The organism is Bacillus hominis (assembly GCF_018332515.1).
Lineage (GTDB): Bacteria > Bacillota > Bacilli > Bacillales > Bacillaceae_G > Bacillus_A > Bacillus_A hominis.
The window spans coordinates 1-22693 of sequence record NZ_BOQD01000170.1 but is presented as its reverse complement, the minus strand read 5'-3'; the positions used below and the strand labels follow the sequence as shown (position 1 = coordinate 22693).

Below are 22693 nucleotides of genomic sequence, written 5' to 3'. Positions count from 1 at the left end.
CACAGATCACCTTCTCTTAGTTTGCTTTGGAAGGATAAGGGAATTTCGTTTACCCGCAAATTATGAAACTAGGCCCAAAATCATTTTAAGATAATATACACTCATCTTTTCTCTAAGTTTTTCAAGTTCCTCTTTATTTAAGCTCGTATACTCCCCATACAAATTGAGAGCATCCGCTCCATTTTCACGAAAATACAGTGAAATTATATTGAACATAACTACTACAAAATACGACATCTGTGGCAACCTATTCATAAAAGAAGGCCGTTCCAAAATTTTTTTTTGGAACGGCCTCATCTGTTTAGAAGAATAAATGCAAGAAATCTTCTGTTGTAATATTACCGAAGTAACGCGCGATATCTACGCCTTCTAAAGCTACAGTGAACGCATCTTTATCAAATTGTACGCCCGTTAAACGTTCTTCAATGTCATGAACATCTAGTGAACCGAAGAAGTCACCGTAAATTTTACATTCTGTTACTGTTCCTTTTTTCACTTCAAGACGAACGTCAACTTGTCCAACTGGGAAGCGGTGTGAATGTTGTAAGTTGAACTTCGGAGATTTTCCGTAGTTCCAGTCCCAATTGCGGTAGCGCTCTTCAGAAAGTTTATGGATTTCTTTCCAATCATTTTCTGTTAATTCGTACGTTGGAATTTCTGTTTCTCCTTCGAAAATTGTTTCTAGAAGAAGTTGTCTAAACTCTTCTGTCGTCATTTTTTCGTTTAGGAACTCTGTAATGTTCGCAACGCGGCTACGGATTGATTTAATTCCTTTTGATTGAATCTTATCCATTTTTACTTTTAATGCTGATACAACGTGATCGATTTCAGAATCAAATAGTAACGTGCCGTGACTAAACATACGACCTTTCGTTGAGAACTGCGCGTTACCTGAAATTTTTCTACCTTCAGCTAAAATGTCATTACGACCACTTAGTTCTGCATTTACGCCTAATTTACCAAGCGCTTTCGTTACAGGTTCTGTGAATTTTTTAAAGTTGCTGAAACTATCTCCATCATCTTTCGTAATAAAACTGAAGTTTAAGTTTCCTAGATCATGATATACTGCGCCTCCGCCTGATAGACGACGAACGACATGAATACCTTGTTCTTTTACGTAATCTGCATTAATTTCTTCTACTGTGTTTTGGTTTTTACCAATGATAATCGAAGGTTCATTAATGTAGAACAGTAAATACGTTTCGTTAATATTTAAATTCTTCACACAGTATTCTTCAATTGCTAAGTTTATTCTAGGATCTGTAATCCCTTTATTATCAATAAATAACATCATATCACCTCATGAATTCCATACGTAGCCACTATGCGCTAGCGTAATATGGCCACTGAAAATTTGTTTTGCTTCTGTTACTAAATCAGATGGGTTGCCTGTATGTGGTAAGTGCGTTAATAAAAGTTCTTTTACATTCGCATCTTTCGCAATACTTGCTACTTCTGTACTATTCATATGCCCTGCTTTTGCTGCTTCTTGATGTGCATACATATTACACTCACAAATGAAAAGATCAGCATCTTTTGTGAATGGAATAAATTCAGGAATATAACTTGAATCAGCGCTGTATACTACGGCATCATCGCCAGCTGTAATACGCATCGCAAAGCATGTAACAGGATGAACAGTTTTTAAGAATGAAATGGAGAACGGCCCAATTTGAAGTGTTTCTTCTGGATTGTAAGCGATCCCTTTCGTATGCGGTGCATGCGTTAAAGAATTAAATCCATTCTCATCAAACGAATGACCGTATATTGGTAATTCTGGTAGTTGTCCTTTTGTCGCACTCGTAATTAATCTCGCATATTGCAATACCCCAATGTCTGCAACATGATCGTGATGATAGTGCGACAATACAACTGCATCTATATGAGATGGTGTTATATATTTTTGAAGCTGTGCTAGTACACCACTACCACAGTCTACAAGTAAACGAAAACCATCGTGTTCAAACAAATACCCCGACGTTGCTTCTCCCGCTTCTGGAAAGCCGCCCCAAAAGCCGACAACAGTCATTTTCATATGTATCCTTCCTTTCTAAAACCGAGTAGCAATGCAGTTTTTACTTACATCCTACATTGTTAACTATAATCCATTTCCTAAACTTTTTCATTAATTTTCAATTTTGTTATAAAACAGTTGTTGACTTTTGTTTTTTGTACTAATACAATGATAGTAAGAAATGGAAATGGAGGGATTGACATGATTGATCAACCAATGGAGTTTTTCCGAAATTTACCGACGAAAACTTGTGCACACTGCGGGAAAGAAATTGATGAGCAGCACGAAGCATACCATAACAAATGTGACGATTGCGTTCACGAAGAATAGTAGTTTGTGAACATAAAAAAACCTAGCAGACATAGTCTACTAGGCTAATAACATCGTATCCTTCATCGTTGAACCTTTCACCAAGAGCTCCAGTTCAAACTCATACAATTCTTTTTGTCGATAATTTTTCGTATGGATTTTATCCATCATTAAGTCGACAACTTTTCGGGCCATCTCGTCGATTGGCTGTTCAATTGTCGTAATACCTGGCTCTGTAATCTGCGCTAAAATTTGATTATCAAAACCAATCACAGCGAGATCTTCTGGAATACTCCAACCATGGCGTTTCGCCTCTGAGATAATTCCAGCTGCAACCTCGTCGCCTCCTGCCAAAATCGCGGTAGGATTTTTTTTGTCCTTTAATACTTCATTGAATATTCGTTTTCCATCATCCCAAGAGAAAGCGTTTTCAAGAAAATCGATCGCTTCCACTTCTCTACTCTTTTCAGTAATAGCGCGTAAAAAGCCCATTTTTCGCTGTTGGTTCACTACTTTCGTTTCGTTACCACGGCAAAAAATCAGATTACGATATCCTTGTTCTAATACATGATTGGCAGCTATGTATGCTCCCTGTGCATGATCAAATTTCACTGTTGGAACATTTGCTTCCTCAATATATTCATTACACAACACGATTGGACCGTGTTGCAAGTATGGCTCTACATCTTCCCACGGATTTTCTAGTGAACATAGAATAATCCCATCTACTTGTTTCGTAGATAATAATTGTAAATACTCCATCTCTTTTTCCGGTAAATATCTTGTTTGACAAATAATCAGTTTATATTTATGTTCAGAAGCAGCAATCTCGATTGCTTCAATAAATCTACTAAAAAAAGGATTTGTAATCCTTGGAACAAGCACCGCAATTGTTTCTGTTTTTTGTTTACGAAGCCTTCTCGCCGCAGAATTAGGAACGAAGCCTAAATGCTTCATTGCTAATTGAACCCTTTTCTTCTTCTCATCTGAAACATATGGATGATTATTGATCACCCTAGAAACCGTTGTCCTTGATAACCCCGCTAATTTCGCCACGTCCTCGATAGTCGACACGAAATTTTCCCCCTTTGCATGAAAACGTTTTCTTATCCTGATTATATAGTATATTATTGGAAACTGCAATATAGGTTCTTATGATTTTACTATATTAATATTATTCATAGGGAAAAGTCTGTTAACTGCAGGGGAATTTATATTACTTTTAGAAGTTTACAATAAGCATGTGAAAAAGATGTACATACCATTACGTATATACATCTTCTTATTAATATCGCTTTTATTCAATATAAAAACCCATCAACACGTCGTCTCCATATGATCCATCTTCATATTTAATTTGCTTTCTTTGTCTTCCTTCTTCTACAAAGCCAATACGTTTGTACACTTTAATTGCCCTATCATTAATAGAAACTACACCTAAGCAAATTTTCTCTAAACCTTTCTGCTCTTTAGCCCAACTAATAAGAAATTCAATTAGCTCCGTACCAATGCCTTGATTACAGTACGCCTCTCTAATCCCCATTCCCATTGTGCCAGCATGTCGTAACCGTTCTAGTTCATATCGATTGAAAAGTAAAAAACCAACTACCTTACTATCTACTTCATACACGATGTAAAGATTACCTTTCTAATTGCTTTTCCGTATCTTTCCTCTTTCTGCATCAATATCATTTAGTAATTTATTTGGAGATACTATAAAAAACTTTGTAGTAGTTTCCGATAATATAATTTCTTTTCTAATATCCATAATTGATTCCGCATCAACCTCTTTTGCTAATCGTATCACTGAATCACCTCGTACCTTTTTCTTTTAAAAATAATACTGGAGCCATCAAATGAAACTATCAATATGCAATATTACATATTGAGAATCTTTTCACTTTTGATAAAATATTCATACATCTAAATAAAAGGAATGTATACAATGAATCCAATCTTAACAGCTGCAAAACAACTACTACATAAAGAAGAAAAGATTTTATCTACTTTAAAATGTTCACTTACTGACTATATAAATACGCATAAAGTCCCATATCCAGGCATGCTACTTGCTACTAATAGAAGACTTCTCTTTTTTAGCCAATATAAAAATACATTAATTGCCGAATTTGAGTATGAAAAAATTGTATCTATAGAAACGAAGAGAAGATTTTTTGACAAAAAAATAATATTTTATTATGAAGATGAATATATCACGGTGGGATACATTACAAGTTCAAATATTGAAGAGTTCATAGACTTACTACAAAGAAAAATACAAGACTAGCGCGGGCTACTAATCGGGCTTTTACTGGCAGCCCGACTCCCACCTAGCTTCTTTGCTCCAGCCGCATTTTGAGGTAGGAGTTTTACTGCCCGGCAAATAGCGGGATAAAAGGTGGTTTGTCCATATCCAAACCACCTTTTTCATACAAGCTTATAATTATACTTCCCACCTATCCTTACGCTTTAGATATTTCCTGCATAAACCCAGCCATACTCGCTAATAAACTAGTGAAAACGAAAAGTACAATAATAAGAGGGATAAGTTTCTCTTTATTTAAATTCGTAATCGTTTTTAAACCTATTCCTAATAAAACGTAATACCAAATGTTAAATATATCTATTCTTTGAGCGATTGTATGTAGAATCATATTATCTGTCCCTATTGCACCTAAACCTGTATAAGATATCTCATATCCACTTAGAGAAAATGCAATTAATCCGTTTAAAATCATCCCTATCCTTAATACAAACGAAGCATAAATAATTATCGGAAATGTTTCCTTATAGTTAATATCCACTCCAAAAAAAATCATAATGTTCTTATAGAATATAGGTGCAAAAAATATAGCTACTATTCCGCTGATTGCAGAAATCCCAAATGTGGTAAAGAAAGTTATGTATTTTGGTACAGTAAATCCCGTTTTATCATGAAACATACTAAGCGCAGGATTGTTTAAAGTATTCCAAGACATTAAAGCACTTGAAATTATAATAAGCACAATTAAAAGAGCTAACGGGAAAAATATATTTCTTTGATTCTTCATCTTTTTGAATTGCAGTGTTGGTGAAGTAAATATCCCAATAATCGATGGTTTTCCCGAAATCTCTTCCTGTATAAGACTACTAGCTTGCAAGAAAATTCCCCTTCCTCATTACATTTATAACTCTTCCCATTTCCTCCATACTTCTCTCCCATTTATACGATACACATTATCCTCTCGATCCATAAATCCATGCACGATAAACTCTCGTCTAATCGTACAAAAATCATCATGATATTGTTTTATGAACGTATTAATTTCTTTTTCCGTATACTGATTTTCAGCATTTAATTTGCTAACTAAATGCTCTAACAATACTAGTTTTTTCTTCTTTTGACCTGGAATCGATTTTAAACGGTCCTCTTTATCGAAAAAGTTACGAATGGTCGTATCCCTAAATTTCATTTCACTTTCGGTCATTTTGTTGTCCTCCATCGGTTTTTATATAATAAAACTTTATCCCGCATTAATGGGCAGTAAGACCCCCACCTCAAAATTCAACGGAAGCAAAGAAGTTAGGTGGGGGATCAACTGCCCATAAAAGCCCGATTGGTGAGGGCTAATAATCAGTGGGGGATGAACAAAACCCCCACTGATTAAAGTTTCACTTTATTGTTTGTCCTTACCATTTTTCTTCATTCTTTCACTTACAACATCAATAAAGTAATACCCACTAATTAGCACATAGTAGACTAAAAGTATTCCCAATGTATCTTTCATACTTGTATATTCTTCTTTATGAAACAAGATAGGTGAAAGGGTGAAAACAAGAAAGAAGATTAACGGATATAAGATAAAATAATAAGTTAGATTTCCTTTCATCGTATCAACTCCCATGTAATATACTTCTATTCAAATTGTTGCAATTCCTGTTCTTTCATTTAGCCTAAACATGAGATATGGTAAAGTTAAGGAGAAGGAGGGCTACAAATGACATTCCACTCTAAAATTGATAAATTTTTCTTATTTATTATCTTTTTTGCTATTTTCACCATAGGTGCTTCAACACTGCTTCCTCTCTTCTTTGATGATGAAGCTACTACTACAGACTTATACATTCTACTATCTATTTTCTTTGTATCTTCTGGCTTCCTATTATGGAGTTCTTTTTCTATTACATATACATTCTATGAAAACCACTTATTTGTTAAAGGTGGTCCATTTCGAAGTAAGATTCCGTACGTTCATATAACGAAAATCTCAAAAACAGATAACATTTTAATCGGATATCGTATTCTCTCTTCGAAAGATTGCTATGAAATCTTTTATACATCAGGAGCTTGGGGAAGTGTAAAAATCTCACCAAAAGATCCTGAAAAATTCATATCCGAACTACAAAAAAAATGCCCTGCACTAAAATAAAAAAAGCACCAAAAAGGTGCTTTTCCCTACGCTTCAACCGATTGATTTTCAGCAATATTTCTAAATCGTCGCTTATGCATCCAAGTTAATGAAGCGATTGTTCCAAGTGATAATAAAACGATAAAGATCATTAGTATCCCTATATTTTGCCACATGAAGTTAAAATCACCGCTCGATACGACTGCTTTCAACCCTGATACAGAGTATGTCATCGGTAACCAAGCATGAAATGGTTGTAAAAACTTCGGAATCAATTCTAGCGGGAATGTTCCAGCACTTGTTGTAAGCTGTATAATTAATGTTATGATGGCGATGAAACGCCCTGCATCACCAAACGCTGTTACTAAGCATTGAATTAATGAAATAAACGCTAAACTTGTAACAATGCTAAAGAGTATGAAGTATGGAATGCTTTGTACTTCTACGCCTAATCCGAATAGTAATATGACATCTGCTACTATTGCTTGAATAATACCAACTGATAGTAAAACACCAAACTTACTAATAAACCAGCTGAATCCTGATTTCGGAACACCGACTGTATCGCGTAATGGGTATACGATAGATAATAGTAATGCCCCAACGAATAAACCGAGTGATAAGAAATATGGTGTGAATCCTGTTCCGTAGTTTGGAACTTCCGCCATTTTCTCCGTCTTCACTTTTACAGGACTTGCAAACATATCATACGTTTTATCCGTACCTTTTACTTCTCCTGTTTTTTCTGCACCTTCACCAAGTTTCTCAGCCAGTGTACTTGATCCATCGTTTACTTTCACGAGTCCATCTGTCACTTTTCCTGAGCCGTCTGTTAGTTTATTTACTCCGTCGATTAGCTGGGTTGAACCAGTTGACATTTTATTTAGACCACCATTTAGAGTACCTAAGCCAGTTGTTACTTGACCCGATCCATCTGCTAATTGCGTTATTCCTCCTGACATTTGATTTGCTCCTACAGATAATGTACCTAAACCGCCTGTTACTTGGCTTGATCCGTCTTCTAATTGGTTTACTGCTACAGATACTGTGCCTAAACCACCTGTTACTTGACTTGAGCCATCTGCTAATTGAGTGATTCCACCTGCCATTTGGTTTGCTCCTACAGATAATGCACCTAATCCTTCTGTTACCTTTCCAGATCCATCTAATAATTGATTTTCTCCATCAATTAATTGACCTGATCCGTCTTTCAATCTATCAGCACCTGCTTTTGCATTACCTAATCCTTCACCTAATCCATGAAACTTACTTACAAATTCGTTTTGCGCATTCGTTAATTTCTTAATACCACTCGTTAAATTTTCCACCTCTTCTGGATTCGGCATTTTGCTTTGCATTCCACTTGTCTTTTCACTGATTTCACCTTTTAATTGTTTTACTTCTTCATTTAATTTGCTCGTTCCGCCTGCTACTCCGGCAGCTTTCTGTTGAACTGTCGCCGTACTTTTTACCGCATTTGTTATAAATGGCTGTAACTGCTCTTGATATTCTTTCGGTAAACTTTCAATTTGCTTTTGTAAAGTCGCTACATCTTGTGCTGCAGTTTTTGCATCCCCTGCTGTTGATTGGGTAATTTCATTTAACTGATTTACATTTTCTCCAGCACCATCTATTTTCTGATTTACCGTATTTAATATAGTAGGAACTTTCGACTGCATTTCCTCTAAGCCTGCAACAGAATTTTGCACTTTACTATTTAACTCCTGTAAACCCTTTTGAATCTCTTGAGACCCTTTCTCTAATTGAATTTGCCCCCCAACAAGTTTTTCCATACCATTTGATAGTTCAATTGTTCCTGTTTTTAATTCACCTGTTTTACTTACTAATGTGTTCAAACCTTTAGTTACTTTCTCAGACCCACTTCGCAATTCGCCAATTCCTTTTTGCATTTCACCCGTTTTTCCATTTAACGTATTTAAACCATCTGTTACTTTTCCAGATCCATCTTGTAATTTCCCTATACCCGTTTTTCCATTTAACGTATTTAAACCTACTGTCACTTTTCCGGATCCATCCACTAATTTCCCTATACCCGCCTGCATCTCACCTGTTTTGCTATTTAATGTATTTAAACCTGCTGTTACTTTTCCGGACCCATCTTGTAATTTATTAGATCCATCTGCTAATTTCTGAACCCCATCTTTCATCTCCCCAGATTTCCCTTGAAGTGTATGGAGTCCATCCGTCACTTTACTTGATCCATCATGCAACTCACTAGCTCCATCATGTAACTTATTTGCTCCGTCCGCTCCATCTGCTAATCCTTTTGAGACGTCTTTAATAGAATCAAACATTTTCTCTGCATATGTTTTCGTTAACGTGCTTGATACTTCACCTTTAATTTTTTCAATTGCTGTTCCGCCAATTTGTGAAGATAAGAAGTTTAAACTTTCATTTGGAATGTATTCTAAGTTTAATGGTTTCGGATCGTCTTTTAATAACGTTGTAGCGTTACTTGAGAAGTCATCTGGAATACGTACTAACATGTAATACTTTCTGCCTTCCATTCCCTCTTTCGCTTCTTTTTCACTTACAAATTCCCATTTAAAACTTTTATTATCTTTTAAGTTATCAACGAGCCCTTTCCCGACCTCAATTGGTTTCCCATCAAGTTCTGCACCTTTATCTAAATTGACTACCGCAACTGGCAAGTCATCTAGCTGTTCATATGGATCCCAAAAGGCCCATAAAAACATACCAGCATATAAAATCGGTACAAATAAAACCGCAATGATTGGGATTAATATTTTTTTACTTTTTATAATCTCTGCAAATTCTTTACTAAGTAACTTATGCCATTTCATAATTTATCCCCCTTTTTAAAAATGACCAAAATGTCTATTCAGTCATTTTTACCCAAATAAAAAGGCTATATCTGTTCATACATATGCCTTATCCCCGAATTTATACTATGCACATTTTCATCTACTTGATTATACTATTTAACCACCCTCCTCATTCGTTTGACCAATTTGTTCAATTAGTCATTTTTTATAATATTAAAAGGATTATCTTAATTTGACAATCCTTTTAGTAAATAAAGTTCGAATAATTCCGATATCTTTTCTTTTTCTAACGGTTCATGATTTTTTTCCCAATCAAAAATAAGCGATACGTATAGGCGAAGCATAATAAATGCTGTAATTTCTGGATCACATTTGCTAATCTCACCTTTTTCAATCGCAATCTCTAAATAAGATTGGATAACAGAAATGATTTCCACATCTACTTGTTGCATCACTTCTTGCACTTCTTTCGTTCCCATATCACGCTCTTCTTGAATTAGTTTAATCATGAGCTGATGTTCTTTTCTAAATTCTAATATGCTGTATAATGCTCTATGTACATTTTCAAAAAATGAAATATCTGAACGAATTGCGTCTTTTGCAACTTGCTTCATTTCTGTAATTAAATTAGAAATAATTTCGCCAAATAGTTCTTCTTTATTTTTGAAAAAAGTATAAATTGTTCCTTTTCCTACATTCGCTAACTTCGCAACTTGATCCATCGTCGTCGCCTTATAACCGAATGCTGAAAAAGACTTTGTTGCAGCTTCAATAATAGAACGTTTTCGATCTATTGCCACATCGTCACCTCCAAAAATGACCAATTGGATAATATAGTCAATCAGTACATATTTGATATTACCACACGCTTACATTCTATACAAGTTCTCTTTTTTAGTTATTCCCAGTTTAAAAAAATTCCAGTCCATTCATATAATACCGTCATAGTGTATCAGAAGGAAAGAGAAAAAGAAAAGGTGTTCTTAAGATATACAGTTAAACCTTACTTCACAACAACAAAATTCCTCTTTTTCTAATAACCACATAAAAAAACAAGAAAATCCTTACAATTAATAGTAATATAGAAAGTAGACAGATTTATAAAAATAGTGGAGGCTTTTTCAGTCATGATGCGTGCGCTTCGTTTAAATATAAGGCAAGCTTTTTGTAATCGTGTTTCTTTAATTATTATGTGTAGTGGATTAGCTCTTATTTCTATTTATCATTATTATTATGTAATTCGTTATTTAGGAGACGCAACAAATGGTGCTATAGCAACTGCTTTTAAATGGATCGGGTTTCGTGATAATGAAATGGACGTTTATTTATTATTAATGCCTGTTATTGCAAGTTTACCATTTAGTACAAGTTACAATTCCGATAAATCCGATGGTTTCAAAGCTTTTATAAGTAAGGAAATTTCCTTATTCTCGTATTCTTTCACAAAATATATCGTTACATTTTTCTGCGGTGGATTTCTTTATACTTTACCGTTCATTCTTTCTTTATTACTTTGCAAATTAACAATACCAAATGGAGATCCCACCGTCAGTACGAGTATGATAAACGGAAACGGAATGTTCGCAGATTTATATTTCTCTTCTCCCATCACTTATATTTATCTATATATTGGGATTAATTTTTTATTTGCTGGTTTAATGGCCCTCTTAGGTTTAGCAGCGTCCACATGGTCACAAAAGGATTACATGGCACTTCTATTTCCATTTGCAGTTACTTCCATTCCTTTCGTCCTGCTAAATACAACATTCCCGACAATTGGTGGAGCACCTATTCACTTATATGATCCGAAACAACCATTACACGGGATATCACCGTACATTTTAATCATACAATGTACATTTTTCTTCCTTGTCAGCTTATTCATGTACATAAAAGGATTACAACGGGATAAAAAAAGATATATGAGAAGACTTCAAAAACGAGATCGATGTAGAAAAGCTTTTCAGCCATTATAAAAACCTAATTTCCTCACGTTATCTTGGAAATTAGGTTTTTTATATTCATTTACGGCGTACCAGCCAATCCCCACAAAATAACAACTGCCGCAAAATAAATCGCTTTAATAGCTACCACTAAACATAATGAAATAATTGCATATTTACTTAACTCTCTTCTTGCACCTATTAAAGTAAAAATAACCGCCAAACTAAACGTTATATAGGAAGTTGCTGTATTTATTAAGTTATACATAATATCTAGATTCTGTGTAAGCCCTGTTATATCTGCTACAAACTGAAGCATGACGACCGTACTAAAAAAAATTGCAAGCTGATTCATTAATTTCCCATTTATTCGTGCTTGCATCGTTGACCTCCCTTCTAAAAACTAAATATTCAATTAATTTTACCATGAATTTCACAAAAAATGATTATCTATATATAATTTCGAGCAATTAGTTATATGCTTTATTTTGATTGGTTTCTCTCTTTTAAATAAAACGATCACTTCTAATTAATAAATACGCCGCTAAAGCCACAGGAAATCCAAAAAGAAGTGCTAGTAGGTGGAGGGAATTTTCCGATTTTCCTGCAATCCACCAATCAGAATTAGATGAAATTCTTTTTGATTGTACGTATCAATAAGCTTTCTACTCGTATACCAGTTATCAACCAGCGCATATACTTGCTCATCACTTGTTAGATAGTAATATTCGATATCAAAGTCCTCTTATACATTAGTTATCAATACATATTTTCTATTGTTGTATAGATTATTTCTATAATTCATCCCCTAAAAAGGAACTTATAATTAAGTCAATCATTCAAAATATGTTTAAAGTGGTGAATAAAATGCAAAAAGTTGTTGGGATTATTGGGGGCATGGGGCCTTTGGCGACTGTTGATTTAATGAACAAAATTATTTCTTATACACCTGCAATGAAAGATCAAGATCATATCCATATCATTGCAGATAACTATTCTCAAATACCTGATCGGACAACGGCTATTTTGGGAAAGGGAATAGATCCGACCCCGTACATTGTACAATCAGCGCAGCGATTACAAAACGCTGGTGCGGATTTTCTTGTTATTGCGTGTAATACCGCTCATTTTTTCTATACAGCGGCTAAAAAATCTGTTACTATTCCGATTTTACATATGCCTTTAGAAACGGCTCGTTTTGTGCAAGAAAATAATTTTAGAAAAGTAGGTTTGTTAGCTACGGATGGGACGATTAAAACGGAACTATACCAAAACAGTTGTCAACGTTACAGGATTGATGTCATTGAGCCTGATAGAAAAATGCAAGAAAAAGTGATGGAAGGAATATATGCTATTAAAAGTGGAGATTTAGAAACAGGATTTTTATATCTTTCAATGGTTGCTAATAAATTGAAAGATAGCGGAGCTGAGGCCATTATAGCAGGTTGCACAGAGATTCCTCTTGTATTGAAATCATCCGAAAATATTTGCGTTATTGATCCAACAGAAATTGTAGCTAAAATGGTTATTAAAAAAGCTAATAGAAAAGAGAAAGAAATAATAAAAGTGTAATTTAGAAGTTAGGAATGCAGCAGAATTGTTGCATTCTTATTTTATGGATGTTTGATGCATACGATTTTACGTGTACATGTTATAGTAAATGATGATAGAGAGCTAAAGTAAGGAGCGTTTAAACATGAATATTGAAAATATTGAAGCTTTTATATATGTTTGTCAACTTGGTAGTTTCAATAAAGCTGCCGAAGCTCTTTATTTAACCCAACCTTCTGTAACAGCACGTATCCAATCACTTGAACGTGAAATTAATATAAAGCTTTTTCATCGAAATGGCAATAAGATTTCTTTAACTGAAAAAGGAGAGTATTTTTTTCCACATGCACAAAAAATTTTGCAATCTTATCAGGAAGCAAAGTATGGGTTGCAACAAGTAACAATTCCATATGACTTGGTAATTGGGAGTGCTTCATCAATATCTAATAATATCCTCCCTGAAATTTTACCTGGTTTCAAATCTGAATTTAAGGATGTTAGAATAAAAATTGTCACTGGTCATTCACAAGACATCTTACAGAAGGTTATTAATAAAGAAGTTGACTTTGGCATCGTACGAACAGAAACACATCCTCAAGTAGAATCAATTCGTCTTTATAATGACCCTATTGGCCTTTTTGTGCCTCGAAATCATATATTTTTAAAAGAAGAAAAAGTAACAATAGAACATGTAAGTAAACAACCCCTTATCTTCTTTGATTATGGATCAATGGATTGGCTCATGATTCATCGGCTATTTTCAAGTAATGATGTAAGCCCGACTATATCTTTAGAAGTAGATAATATGGAAACAGCGAAAAATTTAGTGATAAAAGGGATGGGCATTAGCTTCTTGCCTGAACATTGTGTCAAACAAGAATTAGAAAATGGAGAATTGATCCGAGTGGAAATGACACCTCCAGTGAAAATTAATATTAGTATTGATTTTATCTATTTAAAAGGCAGACCAAAATCTGTTTTTATTGACTTTTTAAAAGAGCAGATGTGTAAATAAAACAACCTGATTGGTATATCAATCAGGTTGTTTTTGTTCTGGAGTTGATAGGCATGGGATCCTGACGTATACCTATCAAGCTAAAAAAACAGGTCACCCCATAAAGAGATATTTGTTTAATACAAATCTTTTTATCTAATCTATTTCTAAACATCTTCACTTCCTCTTCTTCATTCATAATTGTTTCTTAAAAGTAAATAAAGAAAGAACGCTTAGTTACCTAAGCGTTCCCCTACTTTAAGAAGCCTTCTTCAAATCAATTTGAGCAAGTACTGGGTCGTGGTCACTTACACGTCCGTGCTCTTTCATAATGTTTGAGTTTAAGTGTACTGGGTCTACAATTGTGTGCGGTGCAATGTTATTTGTTACTAAAATATGATCTAACACTTGTGCGTTACCTTCATGAATGTACGTGTAACGATTCTCTTTCGGCACTGTGTTTAACATATCTTTTAATATCGTTCCCTCTAGTGCCTCCAGTGGTTTAGAGAATTCAAAGTCATTCATATCACCTAATACAACAACCGGTGCATTCGTATTCTTTTTCTGAATACCTTGTACGAAATGATTCACTTCTTGTGCTAATTGAACTCGTTTTTCTTCACTCTTTAATACGAGCGGTTGCACTTTTCCAAATGGCGTTGCATCTCCTAGTTTTGAGTTTAAGTGATTTGCAACGACAACAACGTTTTGTCCTTGGAACGTAAATTCTGCCGCTAACGGTTTACGTGTACTTTCAAATAAAGGATTTTCGTCTCCAATACGAACTACATTTTTATCTAGTAACTTTGGTACTGTCGCTAATTTCACACGCGATGGGTTATAGAAGAAACCGACGCGAATGTTCGCTCCTGGTGCTCCTCCGTCTTGATTGTTGCTTGGCGCAATTTCTACATACTCATACTTCGGCCCACGAATTTCTAATACGGCATCAATAATACGTTTTGCACTTAAAGAAGCATCTGTTGTACCGTCATTAATTGATCCATTATTATCTTGCATTTCCTCTACACCGATAATATCGGGCATTTTTAAGTTGTATTTAATAGAATAAGCTAATGCTTTTACTTTTTCATCTGTTGTTTCTTTTTTGTTCGCTGAGAAGTTTTCAATATTATATGTAGCAACTGTTAATTTATCAAGACGCGGCTGAATATTTGCCCCCACTTGCTTAAACCCACCGTCTACTACAGATGGTAATTCTGTTACTGGCGAAATACGGAACGAACCGTAATCATATCCTACTACCCCTGTTATATCTCCAGTGAAAGTATCGCCTACTTTTGCCACATAATCACGAGGTACTTTTACAGAAAGACGCTCTGGGTTTAATTGCTCTTTATCTAATAGCGGTGTGCCATACTTCGTTATAACTTTATCCCCACCATTTTTTACTGTTACATATAAGTTACCATTTTTCTGAGGAGCGATAATTTTTGGTGTTGGCATCGTAACGCGCATACCTTCTACACTCTCATAAAAATCAATTGCATCTTCATTTGGATCAAATAAACCGAATGCATCATTATCGATAATTTGATCTGGGATTTTTACACCGTTTTCTCCAAGTACAATCGGTGCTGGTAAAAGTTGATCTTTTGCGATTACAGCAACGCGGCTCGCTTTAATTTCTGTCGTCGTTAAGTCTGTTTCAAAGCGTTCTGCATATCCAGGCCCAACATATTCTTCTACTGCTCCATCAACTTGGACAAGGTCTCCTACCGCTACATTCGCATCTTTTTTGTATACGTACATACCTTCTGAAGTAGCTGGATCATTATCCGGCTGATTATCTTCTATATAAAAACCGTTTTTATCAAGCGCTGTGACAACGCCTTCCACATTGTTTACTTTTTTCCCATTGTAAGGAGAAATATGTGATTTTCCTTGAATATCATGAATACGAACTGGTTCATTGTTTACGATAATAAATGAAAATGTCGAAACTGCTGAAGAAGTAAGTCCTTCTTTTTCTGCGATTGCTTTCACTACACTATTCTCATTCACTACAATTTGTCCGTTATAACGAACGCTTTTATTTGTAGGATTAGAGCCATCTAACGTATAGTAGATCGTTGCTCCTTCTGTATTCGTTGTTAATGTTACCGCTGTCCCTTTTGCAACTTCCCCGCCATTTGGCGAAGCTACTACATCGCTAACGCGGTTTTGTTCTTCTCCTTGAAACTTATGAGCTGTTACTGATTTTAAACCAGGACTACCGAAATATAACTCAAGCGTCCCTGTTAACTGTACTTTCTTCCCGATATTTTCAGGGTGATCTTTCACGTTTACTGCTGATCTCACATCGCCTTTTGGCAATTGAACAGGCATGATTTTATCTGGATTCATTTCGTTTGGCGAATCAGCAATTGCCACATTTGTGTCGTCAAACTTAGCCGGATCCTTCGTGTATTTAGAAGGACCTTGTGTATATCCAACGATATATCCTTCCACTATCCCCTTCGTTTTCCCTTGCTGCTTAAATACTTGAATTGCTTTTTCTACTGACATAGAAGTCGTTTCTTCTGCCTGCGCTAAAGTTCCAGTAAATGAAAGCAATAGCAATAATGATAAAAAGACGCTTAATAATTTCTTCACAGCCATTTCCTCTCCCTATTTCATATTTTCTCAACATGTCTATCATATCAAACGATTCGTTATATAGAACATTTTTTCGACAAATTTTACAAAAAATTTATTTAATTTACAAGCTTTCAAACTATAATACAAAATAAGTTATATAGGTTTATTGACTAACAAGTATTTTATCCAATAAACAAAACGCCTTCAATATAATTGAAGGCGTTTCGTTTGAAATATTTTAATGTGCAACTAACTCAGTTTCCGCTACCTTCTCTAAATGAAATACTACCCGCTTTGCCGCTAACTCACCTTGCTCAATACAAGCCGGAAGACCAGAACCAGCGTAAGAACTACCTGCTAAATACACACCTGGCAATTCTTTCTCCATAAATGTTGTGAGCTTCTTCATTCGCTCTTTATGACCTACTGTATATTGAGGCATCGCTTCTTTCCATCGGCTTACCATTGTAAACTCTGGATCCTCTGTAATATCCATTGTCTTTTGTAAATCCTCTAATACGAGCTGCACAATTTCTTCGTCAGTTTGTTCAACAATCGCTTCATCACCTGGGCGTCCGACGTAACAGCGAAGAAGCGCTTTTCCTTCTGGCGTTGTATGTGGCCATTTTTTATGTGTCCACGTACACGCTGTAATCGTGTAATCACTATTTCTTGATACGACAAATCCCGTACCATCAATATCACGCTGAATTGCAGACTTTTGGAAAGCAAGTGCCACGTTTGCAACTGATGTGGACGGAATGTTGCGGAAAAAACGGAACTGCTTGTACTGGGCAAACATAGATGGCAATACTTTGTGTGAGGCTGCCATAACGATCGCATCTGCTTCGATTTCTTTTCCGTTACTAAGAGTAATCGTATAGCCATCACCAAGTTTTGCAACTTTTTCAATGCGCGTTCCCTTCATTACCGTACCTTCATGAATCTTCACTTCAAGAGATTCTACTATAGACTCTAAACCGGTTTTCACCGTTTGGAAGATTCCCTTTTTCGGTGCAGCCTTCTCTTCCTTTGGAGCGAGCGTACGCATGCCAAGTGAAATACTACGATGTTTTTGCTCAATTTGATATAACTGCGGGAATGTAGACATAAGACTCATTTCATCAATATCCCCAGCATAAACACCAGATAATAATGGTTCTATTAAATTTTCAACTACTTCGTTTCCGAGGCGATGTCTGAAAAACTGCCCGAGTGATTGGTCAGATACTGGTTTTGATCTAGGCATTAATAAGTCAAAACCAGCTCTTAATTTACCAATTGGGGAGAACAAGCCGGAAAATAGAAACGGAGTAATTTGCGTCGGAATTCCCATCATTGATCCGCTCGGCATTTTATGTAACCGATTGTTTACGAGAACGAATGATTTACCGGTCGTATTCTCTACAATTTCATCACCAAGGCCTAATTCTCTCACTAACTTAGCTGCACTTTCTTTTCTTGCTAAGAAAGAATCCGGTCCGCGTTCAATTGTAAATCCATCTTTTCGAACGGTTTGAATTTTCCCGCCAAGTTTACCCGATGCTTCTATAAGTAATGTATCGATCGGCAAGTTTTTTTCGCGAATTTCTTGTTGTAAGTAATACGCTGTCGATAAGCCTGTAATGCCACCGCCGACGATCACAACTTTTTTCCTCAAGTAAGCTCCCCCTTTCTTTTTACAATACAGATTCTTTTTTCTTTAATACAACATCTGTTAAGCAATCAATAAATGCGTCCGATGCATTTGGCATTTCTGGACGATAATATTTCGCGCCAATTTCATCCGTTACAAATTTACACTCAAAGTCGTTGTCATATAAAACTTCTAAATGTTCAGCGACAAATCCAACTGGTGCATATACGAATGAACTGTATCCGTACTTTTCATTTAGTTCTCTCGTTAAATCTTGTACATCCGGACCAATCCAAGGATCTGGCGTATTTCCAGCACTTTGCCAACCTACTGCATAGTTTGCTACTTCAGCGCCCCTTGCAATATAATCCGCTGTTTCGTTTAATTGATCTGGATATGGATCGCCCATTGCGATAATTTTTTCTGGTAAGCTATGTGCAGACACGATTAACACTGCTTTTTCACGTTCTGCTTCTGACATACCGTTATATATACCTTTCACTGCATCAACCCAGTACTGGATGAATTTCGGTTCTTTATACCAGCTGTCGATGCCATGAATTGTTAAGTTTCCAAGTTTCTCAGCTTCTTCTTGTGCTCGTCCTACATACGACTTCACGCTAAAAGTAGAATAGTGAGGTGCAAGAACTAATGCGATTGCATCTTCTATTCCATCGTTATGCATAGCTTGTACTGCATCTTCAATAAACGGTTCAATATGCTTTAAACCAAGATACATATGATACTCTACTTCATCTTGTACTTCATTTAAACGCGTCTCTAACTTTTTAGCTTGCTCTAATGTAATAGTAGCTAAAGGAGAAATACCACCAATTGCACGGTAACGCTCTGTTAAATCTTCTAGCATTTCAGGACTTGGCTTTCTTCCTCTGCGAATATGTGTATAGTAACGTTCAATATCTTCTTCTTTATATGGCGTTCCGTATGCCATTACAAGCAAACCAATTTTCTTTTTCATACAGCAATTCTCCTTTACTTCGCTAACTGTTCTTTAGAGTATTCATGAATAAATGTAGTTAAGCGTTTTAATGTATCTGGATTTACTTCTGGGAATACACCGTGACCTAAGTTAAAGATGTAACCAGGCTCTTTCATCCCTTGATCTAAAATACCTTTTACATGTTCTTCAATAACAGACCAAGGCGCTAATAAGAATGAAGGGTCCATATTTCCTTGTACCGCCTTATGAACGCCGCGTGCACGCGCTTCTTCGATTGGTAAACGCCAATCTAAACCTACTACATCAAGCGGTAAGTCGTGCCATTCATTCACTAAGTGTGCAGCGCCAACGCCGTGCATAATCATCGGAACACCCATCGGTCGAACTTCTGCAAAAATACGCTCCATCGCTGGTTTAATAAATATGCGATAATCCGCTACATTTACTGTTCCAACCCAAGAATCGAAAATTTGAACAGCTTTTGCTCCTGCATTAATTTGCGCTTTTAAATATGTAATAACCATATCTGCAAGCTTATCCATTAAAGCGAACCAAGCTTTCGGCTCTGCATACATGAATGCTTTCGTATTATGGTAGTTACGAGAAGGACCGCCTTCAATCATATAGCTCGCTAACGTAAATGGAGCTCCTGAAAAACCGATTAACGGTACATCTAACATTTCTGTCGTTAATAAACGAATTGTATCTAGTATGTACGGTACGTCATCTTCTGGATTGATTTCCCCTAGTTTTTCTACGTCTTGTAAAGAACGGATTGGATTATCGATTACTGGGCCAATACCAGATTTAATTTCAACATCAACACCAATTGCAGGTAGTGGTGACATAATATCTTTATAAAGAATTGCTGCATCTACGTTATATTGATCAACTGGCAACTTTGTAACATAAGCGCACAACTCTGGATTATGTGTAATTTCAAATAAAGAATATTTCTCTTTTATCTTTCTATATTCCGGCTGTGAACGACCTGCTTGTCGCATATACCATGCTGGTACATACTCCGTGCGTTCCCCCTTACATGCTTTTAAAAATGTCTCATTTATAGTTCTTACCAAGACCCTAGCTCCCTTCCTTACCAATGCTTTTTCTTTAAATACGTTCTATTCCGATATTTATCTTTTTTTACTATACAGCTTGTAAAAACAAAATGCATAACATTATGTACGTTGTTCATGAAATTGACACAAACATTCGTAAAACCGTTTACTATTTTCACAACATTCTTATTATAGCACAGAGAAAAACTACGGTTTAGCTACTTTTGACTTTTCTCCCTCGCGGTTCGTTTGTGTGTTATATGGCACAACGTAAAAACTCGATTTTGAGAATATATTAATAAACTTTTCCTCATATTCTCCAGCACCTGCTACAGTACCTACATGCGTATGAATTCCGTTTTCCACTCTATAAATGCGATACATAATTCTTTCATCTGGAAGTGGTGTCCAACTTAATTTTGTTTTAAATAAACCGAAAGGACTAAACGATAGTTTCATTTTTACATCTTCAATCTTGCGTAAACGAATTGGAGCACCAATCGTTTCCACACCTTCTGGCTGCATAAACTTTTCTTTCTGTTCTACATTTGCCCTCGTTAAAATTTTCTTAAATAACTTCGTAGCAGATGCACTTTCGCCTTGTAATTGGTGCTCATTATCTGTGCGATCATAGCCGACCCAAACTGCCCCCACTAAATTCGGCGTATATCCAACAAACCACATATCCCTTGCTCCATTATCATCATTTGGCAATGAAGTTGTACCCGTTTTTCCAGCCAACGCACCGTTATATACACCTACTTTGGCTGTCCCTTCCTTCACAACTCCTTCTAACATTTTCGTCATATACCATGCCGTTTGTTTCGAGAAAATTTTCGTCTCTACTTTTGGGGATTCCCCAATGACTGCGCCGTGTCTATTTAACACCTTATCAATAACGTGCGGCTCAATAATATTTCCGTTTGCTAAAAATGCACGATACATTTTTACAAGCTCTAATGTTGAAACGCCATTTTTCAGCCCACCAAGCGCTGTACTTAAACCAGCGTCCGCAATATGAACATTCCCTTTCTCTAAATATTGCTTACCTTCTTCTACCCCTAACTCATTTAATAAAGAAACTGCCGGTACGTTTGCTGACTCTAAAATTGCATCATACATCGTCATTTCTTTCGTATATTGACGATTGTAATTTCGAGGTTCATAACCTTCAAAAGAAGCTTTTTCATTTGTTAATAACGAATACGGATTATACTTTTTCGTTTCTAATGCTGGTGCATAAACGATAAGTGGTTTTAAAACAGAGCCCGGCTGTCTTTTTGCAAAAACACGATTAAATCCTCTCGGGACATACTTTCTTCCGCCAATCGCAGCTTTAATCCCGCCCGTACGATTATCCATTAATAAAAATGCACCTTGTGCCCCCTCTTCTTTACCAGGGAAATTCCTTGCATCTTGAAACTGGTTATACGCTACCTTTTGAATCTTTTCATCCATCGGTACGACAAACGTATATCCCCCACGAAGTACTTCTTGATGAGACAATCCGTATAAACGAGCTGCTTCATCTATGACCATATCAATATACGGCATATATGCGAGCTCATTCTCATCTAAGTTTTTATATAGAGCAATTGTCTTTCCTTGATGACGAACGCTTTCTTCTGCAGTCAAATAGCCCTGTTTATGCATAAGTGACAATACAAGATCACGGCGCTCCTTACTCTTCTCTGGAGAGAAATACGGTGAATATCCGTTTGGTGACTTCGGAAGACCTGCGAGCATTGCCCCTTCTTCTACTGTTAAATCCTCAACATTTTTATTAAAATACAACTTTGCTGCCGCTTGAATACCGTAAGCCCCATGGCCAAAATAAATATGATTCATATACATTTCAAGAATTTGCTGCTTCGTATATTTTTGCTCTAATTGAAGGGAAATTGCGACTTCCTTCAATTTGCGCGTAAATGTTTTTTCACGAGTTAAGAAGACATTTTTAGCGAGTTGCTGCGTAATGGTACTACCGCCCTCTACCTTTTCACCAGCTAACGTATCTTTATAGAGAGCCCTGAATATAGATGGATAATCAATTCCCTGATGCTCATAAAAACGAGAATCTTCCACCGCAACAAACGCCTGCTGCACATACTTCGGAATTTGCTCGACTGGCACGAGTTCTCTATTTTCTACGTATAATTTCGTAATTTCTTTTCCTTTCTGGCCAACGATACGTGATGAAGAATGGAAAACGAGCTGCTTTTCATCCATCATATAGCCACCAGTTAACACAATAAGTTTATAAAGTACAATTGCTAATACAAACGTTGCTAACCCACCTAATAAAGTCCACTTTACTTTCTTCATACATCGGCCTTCTTTCCAAATGATGGTACATTTATTATTTGAAAAAGAATTATCTTTATGTATATAATCTTCGAAGTTTTTTAAGAGAATTGATATAATA

General features: G+C 35.9%; 20 protein-coding genes and 1 pseudogene. 6 read left to right on the top strand and 15 right to left on the bottom strand.

Features of this window, described 5'->3' with window-relative positions; translation table 11 throughout:
• Positions 1-301 precede the first annotated feature (301 nt).
• Positions 302-1291: a lipoate--protein ligase gene (lplA, locus tag KI356_RS17170; RefSeq protein WP_212935987.1), complete on the bottom strand. Its 990-nt coding sequence runs from the start codon at positions 1289-1291 to the stop codon at positions 302-304.
• A gap of 9 nt (positions 1292-1300) precedes the next feature.
• On the bottom strand, positions 1301-2035 hold the full coding sequence (locus KI356_RS17165) for an MBL fold metallo-hydrolase (RefSeq protein WP_128282097.1): 735 nt from the start codon (positions 2033-2035) through the stop codon (positions 1301-1303).
• A 180-nt stretch (positions 2036-2215) separates the two neighbouring features.
• Here KI356_RS17165 and yhfH point away from each other — a divergent pair, with 180 nt between their 5' ends.
• Positions 2216-2344: a protein YhfH gene (gene yhfH / locus KI356_RS17160; protein WP_000567010.1), complete on the top strand. Its 129-nt coding sequence runs from the start codon at positions 2216-2218 to the stop codon at positions 2342-2344.
• A gap of 39 nt (positions 2345-2383) precedes the next feature.
• Here yhfH and KI356_RS17155 read toward each other — a convergent pair whose 3' ends face one another.
• Together KI356_RS17155 and KI356_RS17150 are read right to left on the bottom strand one after the other, a co-directional pair.
• Complete coding sequence (locus tag KI356_RS17155; RefSeq protein ID WP_128282096.1) at positions 2384-3397, bottom strand: LacI family DNA-binding transcriptional regulator; 1014 nt, start codon at positions 3395-3397, stop codon at positions 2384-2386.
• 223 nt (positions 3398-3620) lie between these two features.
• Positions 3621-4130, bottom strand: a pseudogene (locus tag KI356_RS17150) (GNAT family N-acetyltransferase).
• Between the two features lie 138 nt (positions 4131-4268).
• Between KI356_RS17150 and KI356_RS17145 the strand changes: the two are divergent.
• The gene (locus tag KI356_RS17145) at positions 4269-4610 is read left to right on the top strand and encodes a PH domain-containing protein (RefSeq protein ID WP_212935986.1); all 342 of its coding nucleotides are present in this window, start codon (positions 4269-4271) and stop codon (positions 4608-4610) included.
• Positions 4611-4785: 175 nt separating this feature from the next.
• Here KI356_RS17145 and yknW read toward each other — a convergent pair whose 3' ends face one another.
• From yknW to KI356_RS17130, 3 genes are all read right to left on the bottom strand, one after another.
• Positions 4786-5463, bottom strand: a complete 678-nt coding sequence (yknW, locus tag KI356_RS17140; RefSeq protein ID WP_212935985.1) for a YknW family membrane protein — start codon at positions 5461-5463, stop codon at positions 4786-4788.
• A gap of 24 nt (positions 5464-5487) precedes the next feature.
• Positions 5488-5790 (bottom strand): DUF2087 domain-containing protein, encoded by a 303-nt coding sequence (locus KI356_RS17135; protein WP_128282091.1) that lies wholly within the window; start codon positions 5788-5790, stop codon positions 5488-5490.
• Positions 5791-5979: 189 nt separating this feature from the next.
• Complete coding sequence (locus KI356_RS17130) at positions 5980-6192, bottom strand: hypothetical protein (protein ID WP_212935984.1); 213 nt, start codon at positions 6190-6192, stop codon at positions 5980-5982.
• Positions 6193-6300: 108 nt separating this feature from the next.
• Between KI356_RS17130 and KI356_RS17125 the strand changes: the two genes are divergently transcribed.
• A complete protein-coding gene (locus KI356_RS17125; RefSeq protein WP_000142744.1) occupies positions 6301-6732 on the top strand; it encodes a PH domain-containing protein in 432 nt (143 codons plus the stop codon).
• 26 nt (positions 6733-6758) lie between these two features.
• On the opposite strand, the gene KI356_RS17120 is transcribed toward KI356_RS17125, so the two are convergent.
• Both KI356_RS17120 and KI356_RS17115 read right to left on the bottom strand, forming a co-directional pair.
• Entirely contained in the window at positions 6759-9536 is a 2778-nt protein-coding gene (locus KI356_RS17120) for a YhgE/Pip domain-containing protein (protein ID WP_212935983.1), read from the bottom strand.
• Between the two features lie 209 nt (positions 9537-9745).
• Positions 9746-10318: a TetR/AcrR family transcriptional regulator gene (locus tag KI356_RS17115; protein WP_002116844.1), complete on the bottom strand. Its 573-nt coding sequence runs from the start codon at positions 10316-10318 to the stop codon at positions 9746-9748.
• 327 nt (positions 10319-10645) lie between these two features.
• Between KI356_RS17115 and KI356_RS17110 the strand changes: the two genes are divergently transcribed.
• A complete protein-coding gene (locus KI356_RS17110; protein ID WP_212935982.1) occupies positions 10646-11494 on the top strand; it encodes a hypothetical protein in 849 nt (282 codons plus the stop codon).
• A gap of 49 nt (positions 11495-11543) precedes the next feature.
• Here KI356_RS17110 and KI356_RS17105 read toward each other — a convergent pair whose 3' ends face one another.
• A complete protein-coding gene (locus tag KI356_RS17105; RefSeq protein ID WP_212935981.1) occupies positions 11544-11843 on the bottom strand; it encodes a hypothetical protein in 300 nt (99 codons plus the stop codon).
• Positions 11844-12328: 485 nt separating this feature from the next.
• On the opposite strand from KI356_RS17105, the gene cuyB reads away from it, so the two are divergent.
• The gene (gene cuyB / locus KI356_RS17100; RefSeq protein ID WP_212935980.1) at positions 12329-13033 is read left to right on the top strand and encodes a cysteate racemase; all 705 of its coding nucleotides are present in this window, start codon (positions 12329-12331) and stop codon (positions 13031-13033) included.
• A 124-nt stretch (positions 13034-13157) separates the two neighbouring features.
• Positions 13158-14027 carry a LysR family transcriptional regulator gene (locus KI356_RS17095; protein ID WP_212935979.1) on the top strand — a complete coding sequence of 290 codons (870 nt, stop codon included), beginning with the start codon at positions 13158-13160 and terminating at the stop codon, positions 14025-14027.
• Positions 14028-14264: 237 nt separating this feature from the next.
• Here the strand turns inward: KI356_RS17095 and KI356_RS17090 are convergent, their stop codons facing one another.
• The 5 genes from KI356_RS17090 to KI356_RS17070 all read right to left on the bottom strand — a co-directional run bounded on the left by KI356_RS17090 (position 14265) and on the right by KI356_RS17070 (position 22593).
• Positions 14265-16631 carry a DUF6359 domain-containing protein gene (locus tag KI356_RS17090; RefSeq protein WP_212935978.1) on the bottom strand — a complete coding sequence of 789 codons (2367 nt, stop codon included), beginning with the start codon at positions 16629-16631 and terminating at the stop codon, positions 14265-14267.
• Between the two features lie 217 nt (positions 16632-16848).
• Positions 16849-18270, bottom strand: coding sequence for a protoporphyrinogen oxidase (gene hemY / locus KI356_RS17085; RefSeq protein WP_212935977.1), 1422 nt, complete (start codon positions 18268-18270; stop codon positions 16849-16851).
• Positions 18271-18289: 19 nt separating this feature from the next.
• The gene (gene hemH / locus KI356_RS17080; RefSeq protein WP_212935976.1) at positions 18290-19225 is read right to left on the bottom strand and encodes a ferrochelatase; all 936 of its coding nucleotides are present in this window, start codon (positions 19223-19225) and stop codon (positions 18290-18292) included.
• 14 nt (positions 19226-19239) lie between these two features.
• Positions 19240-20286: a uroporphyrinogen decarboxylase gene (gene hemE / locus KI356_RS17075; RefSeq protein WP_128282080.1), complete on the bottom strand. Its 1047-nt coding sequence runs from the start codon at positions 20284-20286 to the stop codon at positions 19240-19242.
• A 189-nt stretch (positions 20287-20475) separates the two neighbouring features.
• Complete coding sequence (locus KI356_RS17070) at positions 20476-22593, bottom strand: transglycosylase domain-containing protein (protein ID WP_212935975.1); 2118 nt, start codon at positions 22591-22593, stop codon at positions 20476-20478.
• Positions 22594-22693: the final 100 nt, after the last annotated feature.

What these genes read in the sequence shown, in the direction of transcription:
- KI356_RS17145 (WP_212935986.1), top strand. Translation starts at nt 4,269, where the DNA reads ATGAATCCAATCTTAACAGCTGCAAAACAACTACTACATAAAGAAGAA.
- KI356_RS17070 (WP_212935975.1), bottom strand. Translation starts at nt 22,593, where the DNA reads ATGAAGAAAGTAAAGTGGACTTTATTAGGTGGGTTAGCAACGTTTGTA.
- KI356_RS17130 (WP_212935984.1), bottom strand. Translation starts at nt 6,192, where the DNA reads ATGAAAGGAAATCTAACTTATTATTTTATCTTATATCCGTTAATCTTC.
- KI356_RS17105 (WP_212935981.1), bottom strand. Translation starts at nt 11,843, where the DNA reads ATGCAAGCACGAATAAATGGGAAATTAATGAATCAGCTTGCAATTTTT.
- KI356_RS17135 (WP_128282091.1), bottom strand. Translation starts at nt 5,790, where the DNA reads ATGACCGAAAGTGAAATGAAATTTAGGGATACGACCATTCGTAACTTT.
- KI356_RS17120 (WP_212935983.1), bottom strand. Translation starts at nt 9,536, where the DNA reads ATGAAATGGCATAAGTTACTTAGTAAAGAATTTGCAGAGATTATAAAA.
- KI356_RS17165 (WP_128282097.1), bottom strand. Translation starts at nt 2,035, where the DNA reads ATGAAAATGACTGTTGTCGGCTTTTGGGGCGGCTTTCCAGAAGCGGGA.
- KI356_RS17110 (WP_212935982.1), top strand. Translation starts at nt 10,646, where the DNA reads ATGATGCGTGCGCTTCGTTTAAATATAAGGCAAGCTTTTTGTAATCGT.
- KI356_RS17090 (WP_212935978.1), bottom strand. Translation starts at nt 16,631, where the DNA reads ATGGCTGTGAAGAAATTATTAAGCGTCTTTTTATCATTATTGCTATTG.
- KI356_RS17095 (WP_212935979.1), top strand. Translation starts at nt 13,158, where the DNA reads ATGAATATTGAAAATATTGAAGCTTTTATATATGTTTGTCAACTTGGT.
- hemH (WP_212935976.1), bottom strand. Translation starts at nt 19,225, where the DNA reads ATGAAAAAGAAAATTGGTTTGCTTGTAATGGCATACGGAACGCCATAT.
- KI356_RS17125 (WP_000142744.1), top strand. Translation starts at nt 6,301, where the DNA reads ATGACATTCCACTCTAAAATTGATAAATTTTTCTTATTTATTATCTTT.
- yhfH (WP_000567010.1), top strand. Translation starts at nt 2,216, where the DNA reads ATGATTGATCAACCAATGGAGTTTTTCCGAAATTTACCGACGAAAACT.
- lplA (WP_212935987.1), bottom strand. Translation starts at nt 1,291, where the DNA reads ATGTTATTTATTGATAATAAAGGGATTACAGATCCTAGAATAAACTTA.
- cuyB (WP_212935980.1), top strand. Translation starts at nt 12,329, where the DNA reads ATGCAAAAAGTTGTTGGGATTATTGGGGGCATGGGGCCTTTGGCGACT.